7 protein-coding genes are annotated in these 8,416 nt (G+C 29.8%); all 7 read left to right on the forward strand.

Annotation, left to right across the window (positions count from 1 at the left end; genetic code table 11):
• Nucleotides 1-497 precede the first annotated feature (497 nt).
• Nucleotides 498-1,715 carry a site-specific integrase gene (locus AAEO59_RS16140; RefSeq protein ID WP_341701779.1) on the forward strand — a complete coding sequence of 406 codons (1,218 nt, stop codon included), beginning with the start codon at nt 498-500 and terminating at the stop codon, nt 1,713-1,715.
• A 291-nt stretch (nt 1,716-2,006) separates the two neighbouring features.
• Nucleotides 2,007-2,906: a hypothetical protein gene (locus AAEO59_RS16145; protein ID WP_341701780.1), complete on the forward strand. Its 900-nt coding sequence runs from the start codon at nt 2,007-2,009 to the stop codon at nt 2,904-2,906.
• An 89-nt stretch (nt 2,907-2,995) separates the two neighbouring features.
• Complete coding sequence (locus tag AAEO59_RS16150) at nt 2,996-3,277, forward strand: helix-turn-helix domain-containing protein (RefSeq protein ID WP_341701781.1); 282 nt, start codon at nt 2,996-2,998, stop codon at nt 3,275-3,277.
• Nucleotides 3,278-3,374: 97 nt separating this feature from the next.
• Nucleotides 3,375-5,462, forward strand: coding sequence for a VapE domain-containing protein (locus tag AAEO59_RS16155; RefSeq protein ID WP_341701782.1), 2,088 nt, complete (start codon nt 3,375-3,377; stop codon nt 5,460-5,462).
• 566 nt (nt 5,463-6,028) lie between these two features.
• A complete protein-coding gene (locus AAEO59_RS16160) occupies nt 6,029-6,655 on the forward strand; it encodes a hypothetical protein (RefSeq protein ID WP_341701783.1) in 627 nt (208 codons plus the stop codon).
• Between the two features lie 230 nt (nt 6,656-6,885).
• Entirely contained in the window at nt 6,886-7,575 is a 690-nt protein-coding gene (locus tag AAEO59_RS16165) for a hypothetical protein (RefSeq protein ID WP_341701784.1), read from the forward strand.
• On the forward strand, nt 7,565-8,416 hold an 852-nt coding region (locus AAEO59_RS16170), incomplete at its 3' end, for a hypothetical protein (RefSeq protein WP_341701785.1). The genes AAEO59_RS16165 and AAEO59_RS16170, both read left to right, overlap by 11 nt.

The following is an 8,416-nucleotide window of genomic DNA, read 5'->3' on the forward strand; positions in this document are numbered from 1 at the left end:
TCACACTATAAAAGAAAACCCCGTTTTTGACTCCTTTTGAGCAATTTCGGGGTTTGTTTCTTCTAATATAATACCTATTTTTATGAAAAACAATAGATTGAGGTATTATGAATATGCCTTTTTCTCTTGATATTACTTACTTTAAAATATTTGAAAGATTATTTTTATATATTTGAAATAAAATAATCTATAATAGTTATCATACCTAGGTAACAAAAAAAGGTGCCTTAGTTTGCTTTTATTAGAGATATATACAAGTTATCTACAACTTTTTATCCCACCCTCCGATTTGCACCTAAAGTGCCGTATTTATTGACTTTGTAGTTTTTATAAATGCAGAATAAAGCACAAAAAAGCAACAAAATACTTGTTTTGTTGTACCTATTGTTGTACCTTAGTACCACGTTGCACCCGAATGAAAACCTAGTATTTACAATACTTTCACCCCTTTGCATCGCTTTACAAATATAGTATAACATTTCTAAATTCACTGTATTATGGCATCGGTTAAACTAATTTTAAGAACGCATCAGGCAGACCAAACTGGACACAGCCCTTTGTACATCCGAATTATAAAAGATAGAAAAACGAAATTTATCACTGCTGGAGTTAAGCTTAAAGAAAATGAATGGGATAAAGTAAAGCAGAAAGTAAAAAAGAATCATGCAAACAGTGCCAGGATGAACGCCTCATTATCTCAAAAAATTGCAGATGCTGAAGCTCAGGTTGCGGATATGGAACGTAAAATAAAAACAGTATCCGTTAGAAAACTAAAAGAAGCTATCAAGGGAAAAGAAGTGCCAAACTTTTTCGAATATGCCTACAAACGATTAGAGAAAATCAAAAGTACCGTCTCCTACTCCACATACAAAGCTTACACTACCCAGATTAAAAAATTTGAAACCTACATGGGTACAAAGGATGTTTATTTTGATGATATTACAGTCGCGCTTTTAAACGACTATAAATTCCACTTAGGAAACACGCTGAATAATGGAGCAACGACACAACGTCTTTCAATAATTGTGCTCGGAACCATTTTTAGAGACGCTATTCGTGAAGAGGTAATTCCCGAAACGATGTTTCCTTTTAGCAAAATAACCCTCAAAATCAGTTCTTCTAAAAGATTATTTCTAAACAAAAAACAGATTGACGATTTAACTCAATTAAAGCTAATAGAAGGCAAAAAAGCAATGATGTGGAGGGATTTATTCCTTTTCTCAATTTATGCCGGAGGATTACGTTTTAGTGATGTTATCGAAATGCAATATGCTAATTACAATGAAGCAGAACATAAAATCCAAAAACACATCCGTAAAACTGGAAGAGTTCACCAGTTCAAAATTGGCAAAGTGGCTATTGATATTTTAGAAAAATACAAAAAAGTAAATGCCAATCACGATGATTTTATCTTTCCGGTTATAGTGAACAAAGAAGGCTATTTGAACAGCGAAGCAAAACGTTATTTTCAAACAGCTGCTTTCAATAAATTGGCAAATTGGCATCTAAAAAAAATGGGGACAAAAATAAAATTGCCTTTCGACCTTTCATTTCATTTATCAAGACACAGTTTTGCGACCAATGCTTTAAATAATGGAATGAGAATCGAGCATGTTTCAAAACTTATGGATCATCGCGACATAAGCACAACACAAGTCTATGCAAAAATCATCAGTGAAGAACTCGACAAGGCAGTTGACAACTATATTTTCTAAAAAAATCTACTTAAAGTATATTTTTAACACAAAAAATATACTTTAAGTATAGTAATCAAAATCGTACTAAAATATTAGCAAATATTTAAGAAATCCTTTGTGAAAGGATTTTTTTTTATTTCTAATTTAGCGCAAAAGAAGGAAGATTTTTTAAATGAAAAAGAATTGAAATAAAGAAGTAAGAAACTTGAAAACAAGCAGATTACAATTTAATACAAATTACAGTAGAGTATAAAAAATCCATTTCAAAACGTATGTTAAAATACAAAATATTCAATACGCCAGTATTTTATGGAACAACACATTCAAACAGCTTCGTTTGTAGAAATGATCGTAGCAAAACACGCTCAAACTTCCAATTCAGATTTTGACATTATACTTGATGATAAAGTTACTTTGCAAAACTATTGCAATGCTTTAATCAATAAAATTTTCGAACTTAAACAATCGGAATTTCCTTCATTTATAAACTATCAATCCAGTTTAGTTGAAGAACCTGTTCTTTGGCTTAACAAATTGGAAAAGCTAATAGCAAATAATGAAGCATTATTTACAGGAAAATGTGCTTTAAGTCGTTACAACAAACTCTTTTATCTTATTGAGAAAAAACGAAGCGATTTGCAATCTTCGAGCGTAAAAGATCCTAAAGCACACACACTAAAAAAACATATCAATGCAGAAAATGAAGACCGCTATTTTTCATTTTATGAACTTAAAAAGCTGTTGGACAAAACACCTTGTGATAATGAAAAAATACTATTGTTAACCAAAGAGAAACACGAATACAGACAATCAAATATCGAATTTATCAATCAAAAAATACCATTGTTTGACGAACAATGCAGCAAAGAGATTGAACAAATATATGAGCTTGGAAAGTTGAAATCTGAATTTGAAAAATCAAAACCAAACAATTGTAACAATCATAGTCATTTTAATAAAATCCAATTCAATTGCAATGTAAATCAGTTTGTTGATATTTTCTATCAATTACATAGAGAGTTGTTTTCGAATGGAAAACCAATTATTGACGGAAACATCAATGACATGGTTGCAATGATAGTACATTCATTCGTTGATAAAGATGGAAACGAAATAAGTCCCCAAACGGTTGAAACAATACTAAAACCATCAAGAGGCGACAAACGCCCGAAACCTCATAAAAGACTGGACATTGACAAACTCCTTTAAAACAAAATAGTCCCGAGGGACTATTTTGGGACTTTAGGACTTTTTTACACTTCCCACATTTGCACCATAACATTTAAAAAACTTTAAAAATGGATGCAATTATCTTCACAAAAGACCAGTTCACAGATCTAATGAGTAAATTAGACGCAATTCAAAGCCAACTATCTACCAAGGCTGACCCAAAAAAAGAAACTTTCCTGGACAATCAGGAATTCCTTCTTCTGATGAAAATTTCAAAACGTACTGCACAAACCTGGAGAGACGAAGGCAAAATTTCCTTTAGCCAAGTGGGTAACAAAATCTACTACAAACTTTCTGATGTTGAAAAACTCCTAACCGAGCATTACAACAAATCTTTCAAAGGAAGATAACATGAGCTGCTACAACGGAACTTCTGAAAGTTGCGAATACAAATTTGTCAATACGACTAAACTGCATACTAATAACTGAACACCGAACATTATCATTATGGTAACCATTTTCAAGAATTTCAACGAGGTTGTAGAACACAAAACAATTTTAACAATTTTAGAAGAAATCAAAACCGGAAAATACAGACACGCTATTGTTTATCTTCGAAAATCTTTGTCAGAAGAGAAACTAGAAGCCTATGAAAAAGCCAAAAAATCACTTCCTGCATTTACACCTTCAGCAAAATTTGTTGGAGGTCGTAAATTGGAATACTTGACGGAATATTCAAATTGTATTATTCTGGACATCGATAAATTAAGTACGGAAGATTTACAAAAGACAAAACAGACTGCTAATCAATCCAAATTCACTTTTGCCAGTTTCATTAGTCCATCTGGAAACGGATTGAAAATTCTAGTAAAAATAAACACTCCAAAAAACGAACACAAAGAAACATTCTTATTGGTCCAGGAGCATTATGAAAAATTATTAAACCTGGAAATTGATAAGTCCGGAAAAGACATAACCAGATTATGTTTTTATTCATCCGATGAAAATTTATATCTCAACGAGAATTCGAAAACCTTTATCACATCGAGCGCAGTCGAGATGCCACTTGTAAACGATTGTCACACTGAGCTTGTCGAAGTGTCTCAATCAACCGACAACAGCGAAGCCATCTATAACCATTGCATAAAGTTTACCGAAAAAAAAGTGCAATTTGCGAATGGTAGTCGAAACGTATTCGTACATCAATTGGCTTGTAACCTGAATAGAAAAGGTGTTTCGCTTCACGAAGCTTTAGGATATATCCTAACTGATTTTGGATATGATGAAAAAGAAGTAACACAAACAGTAAAAAGTGCCTACGGAAACAGTCACGAATTTGGTAAAAATGAAAAAATTGAAACTCCTAAAAAAGAAAAAGAAAAAAAAGATTTCTCAATAACTGATACTACTGATTATGACGATGAAGACAAACCTAAACCAACCCAAATTGACCGTTTAGAGTTGTTCTTATCAAACAAATATGTATTTCGTCATAACATAGTTTCTGGAAAATTAGAATTCCAATACTTCGGAAAAAAGAAGTGGAACGTAATGAATGATTTCATTGAAAATTCAATGCTTCGGGAGTGTTTAAAAGGTCGAATTAAAACAAATCTTTCTTCATTAAGAAACTTGCTTTATTCTGATTTTTGTGAGCTGTACAATCCATTTGAAGATTATTTTTTCAATTTGCCTACTTATGATGAAAAGACGGATTACATTAACGAATTAGCCAATACAATAACTACTACAAAACAAGAACTCTGGCAACAGTGTTTCAAAAAATGGTTAGTCGCAATGGTCGGATGTGTACTGGATGATAAAGTAATAAATCACACAGTAATTGTATTCAGTGGCAAACAAGGATTAGGAAAAACAACTTGGGTTGAAAAACTAGTTCCCAAACAATTGAAAGAATATTTATTTTCCGGAACTATAAACCCAAACAACAAAGATACTTTGGTTCAACTGGCGGAATGTATGTTAATTAATTTGGACGAACTTGAAAATCTAAACCGTTCAGAAATTGGATCACTAAAAGAAATCATTACAAAAACTCAAATCAGGATGCGAAAAGCTTATGGTCACAATAATGAAACAATGCCCAGACGGGCATCATTTGCAGGAAGTGTCAACACAGCCCAGTTTTTGAATGACAGTACAGGAAGCAGAAGGTTTCTTTGTTTTGAATTGGAAGGCATACAATACCAACACAATGTAGATATTAATATGGCTTTTTCCCAGGCTTTATATCTTTTCAAAAGTGGTTTTAGATTTTGGTTTGATCAGGAAGAAATTAAAAATATAACAGCCAATAATGAACAATACCAACTCCGAAACCCTGAAGAAGAATTGCTTTTAACTTGGTTTGAACCTTGCGAAAAGGAAAAAGCAAACGCATTTCTCAATGCTTCTCAAATCGCAGCCAAACTAGCCGACAGAGCTAAACTAAATGTAAACGACAGTACGATTAACAAATTGGGAAAAGCTTTAAAAAAACATAACTTCCTCCGTATTAAAAAAGAAGGCATCTATGTCTATGCAATTATTGAGAGAACCTACGAAGAAGTAGACAACAATAATAAAGTCGTATAAATTAGATATCCTAATAAAATCAAGATTTTCAGACTGCCGACTGCTACTGAATACTGCCTTCTGAATTCTGGGTAAGATGGGTAAGCAAAAAACGTTGAAACAATTTTCATTTTTTTATTAAACTAAAAATCGGGTAACATAAGACAATTACAATGCAAATCAGAACTAGTAGTGTTCTGATTTGCATTATTTTTAGCGGATAAATCCAAAACCTTTAAACTTAAAAAAAATAAATTTCTTTCGTTACAAAATTGCTTACCCTGCTTACCCTAAACCCACCTTGTTTTCTTTACACTTTTTCTTGTTTTTTGTTAATAAAAAATCAATATATTGCGATTTACCTTATATTTCATTCGTTTGCTTTGTTATATATTTACTACATTATGACAAAAAGCTATTTGAAGAGAAAACTTACTTACTTTTCTTTAAAGCAAGAAAGAAGTTGATACAGAAATAGATTTGAAATAAGTATTATATTACATCACAGCTAGTAGTAAAGTACAATTCAAAAACTATTTATATTATTTAAAAATAATTCAAATTTTTACCTAGAGAGAATATTTGATATGAATACAAATTATTTAGAATTTAACAATTGGGCAATTGATTACTATAAATATAGAAATTCATATTCAGCAATAGGGACTCTTGCTATTGAAGTAATTGAAATTGTAAATTATTGTAAAAAACACTCTTGTGATTTAAAATTTTCTGAAATTATTGAACAAGATTGGTCAAAATTACTGCAAAATGATAGTAATAATAATCCTAAATATTTTGGACTAATTGCAATGCAATGTTATGCTGCATCATTAATGGAAAATGATGATGATAATAATATTGGTGTCAATGATTATCAAACAAGATTTATCGAAGTTTCAGGAATTAGAAGTACCCAAGAATTGCAAATTAAATTCAGATCTGAATTTATGGGTATTCCAATTCAAGAAAAAATTTGGATTGAAGCTAAAAAATTTCTTTCGAGCATAAATATTAATATACATATTCCAAATCAATCAAATGGCGCTAATAGATATGTCAAATACCCTAAAAAGCAAGTTGTTTTAAATCAAGAAGATTTAAATGAATACTCTGATTTTTTTTTAATGGTTAAAGAAAAGAAGTATTTGAAGGACTTTCATTTGATGTATTTCGAAAATATTATAAAAATAACATTGCTAGATTTGAATTAAAAAGAAAAAACAACTTAAAAAATGATAGATCCCAAAATGAAAACAACATTAAATTAAAACAAATATTTGATTTTTATTGTTCTGAAAATTGGAAAGTTAAAACAGATTCGCTAGTTATTAATAAAAATAACATTGAAGAATCAAAATATATTCTTTATTACAACGAATTTGCAGAAACTAAAATTCAATTATATAATGACCAAAATAACTGTATAAGTTTTTGCGACTCAATGTTTCAAAAATCAAGAATAAAAGGAATTATTTTTTTTAAAAAATCTGACGAATATGAAAACGAATTTGATTCGGTTAACTATTTAGAAAATGGTGCTGAATATGTTTTGGTTGCAAATAATACTTCAAATCCAAACGACCTAAAAATAATAAAAGAATGTTTCGAAAGTATAACTTTTAATACCGAAAAGCGATATTTTTTTAGAGGTAAAATAGATGCAAATCGCTTACCTAAAGAATTCATAGAATTAATTAATGAACCATATCCTTTAAAATTAATGGGGGTGAAAATTTCTAGAAAAAATCAATATTTAATTAGTTTCCCTCCAAAAATCATCAATAATAAAAATTTAAATTACAGAGTATATCCTGAATACAATATAGATGATGTAAAAGTAGGCAAATATCAAATCAGAGTTCCTGGTTATAGTAATTTGAATTTTGAAATAATAAAAAATCCAAAACTTAAAGAAATTATACACCCTAAAGAGGTCGGATTAAAAATCAACAATTTAAACATTGTTAAAAACGAATATAATGTACAGGGATTACATTATTCTGAAAAACAACAATTAACAGAAGAAAGCTTGAATATTAATAACTGGATTAATATTCAAATAAGAAAAACAAAAATTGAAGCTTCAAATATTATACTAAAAGCACTAATACAGACTAATTATGGGAAATAGCATAACTAAATTATTTGCAATTATTTTAGAACGAAAAATGGTTAATGACAAGGAAAGTGGTGCTAATTGTAAAGTATATGTTTTAGAAGAAAATAACACTAAAAATAGCAATCAAGATTATATAAAATCAATTTTTCCTGAAAGCGGAGATGTTTTTTCAAGCCGTATTTTTATTGGCGAAAATTCTAGTCAATTACAAGAAGGCGATTTAATTGAAATTTCATTAGACGAAATAATCCCTAAAAAGGAATCTTCCAAAAGCACATACATTAAACATCAATCTGTTAAAAAAATAGGTTTTAAAACGATAGATATACCTATCAATTATACAAATAAAGGATATTTAGATATTGAAATGATTAAAGATTATTTTAATTCTACTTCTCTAGAAACAGATAAACTTGGTAAATTTTATTTATCAGATAGTCAATATTTATTTGGTCCATTCAAAATTGAAAATTCTTCTATTACTGTAACTGGTAAGTCAGTTTCTAAATTTGATTTTAATATTGATGAATTGATAGATGTAGAAGATTGTAAATATTCGTATATTTTAGAAGAACCAAAAAAGAAAGTTGCCGAAATAGACTGCATGTCTAAAATTCAAGTTTTAGAGCATTTAAAAGAAACGTTAAAGAGTTTTCAAAATATTAATGCAGAAGTAAATAGTATTAGAGAGTTAAAAAAAGCTGTCATAAAAAATAATGCAGGGAGTGAAGGTAGTCATGGTCGGAAGAAATTCTGGCCATTTTTTTTATGTTTTAAATACTTTATCAGGATTTCCACCTGCGAATATTATCAAAATCGCTGTAATCATATCTCTAAGTTCCATTGCGATTCT

It is taken from the genome of Flavobacterium flavipallidum (assembly GCF_038289905.1).
Taxonomy (GTDB): domain Bacteria; phylum Bacteroidota; class Bacteroidia; order Flavobacteriales; family Flavobacteriaceae; genus Flavobacterium; species Flavobacterium flavipallidum.

Coding starts and splice junctions, on each gene's coding strand:
- AAEO59_RS16140 (WP_341701779.1), top strand. CDS start 498: ATGGCATCGGTTAAACTAATTTTAAGAACGCATCAGGCAGACCAAACT.
- AAEO59_RS16145 (WP_341701780.1), top strand. CDS start 2,007: ATGGAACAACACATTCAAACAGCTTCGTTTGTAGAAATGATCGTAGCA.
- AAEO59_RS16150 (WP_341701781.1), top strand. CDS start 2,996: ATGGATGCAATTATCTTCACAAAAGACCAGTTCACAGATCTAATGAGT.
- AAEO59_RS16155 (WP_341701782.1), top strand. CDS start 3,375: ATGGTAACCATTTTCAAGAATTTCAACGAGGTTGTAGAACACAAAACA.
- AAEO59_RS16160 (WP_341701783.1), top strand. CDS start 6,029: ATGAATACAAATTATTTAGAATTTAACAATTGGGCAATTGATTACTAT.
- AAEO59_RS16165 (WP_341701784.1), top strand. CDS start 6,886: ATGTTTCAAAAATCAAGAATAAAAGGAATTATTTTTTTTAAAAAATCT.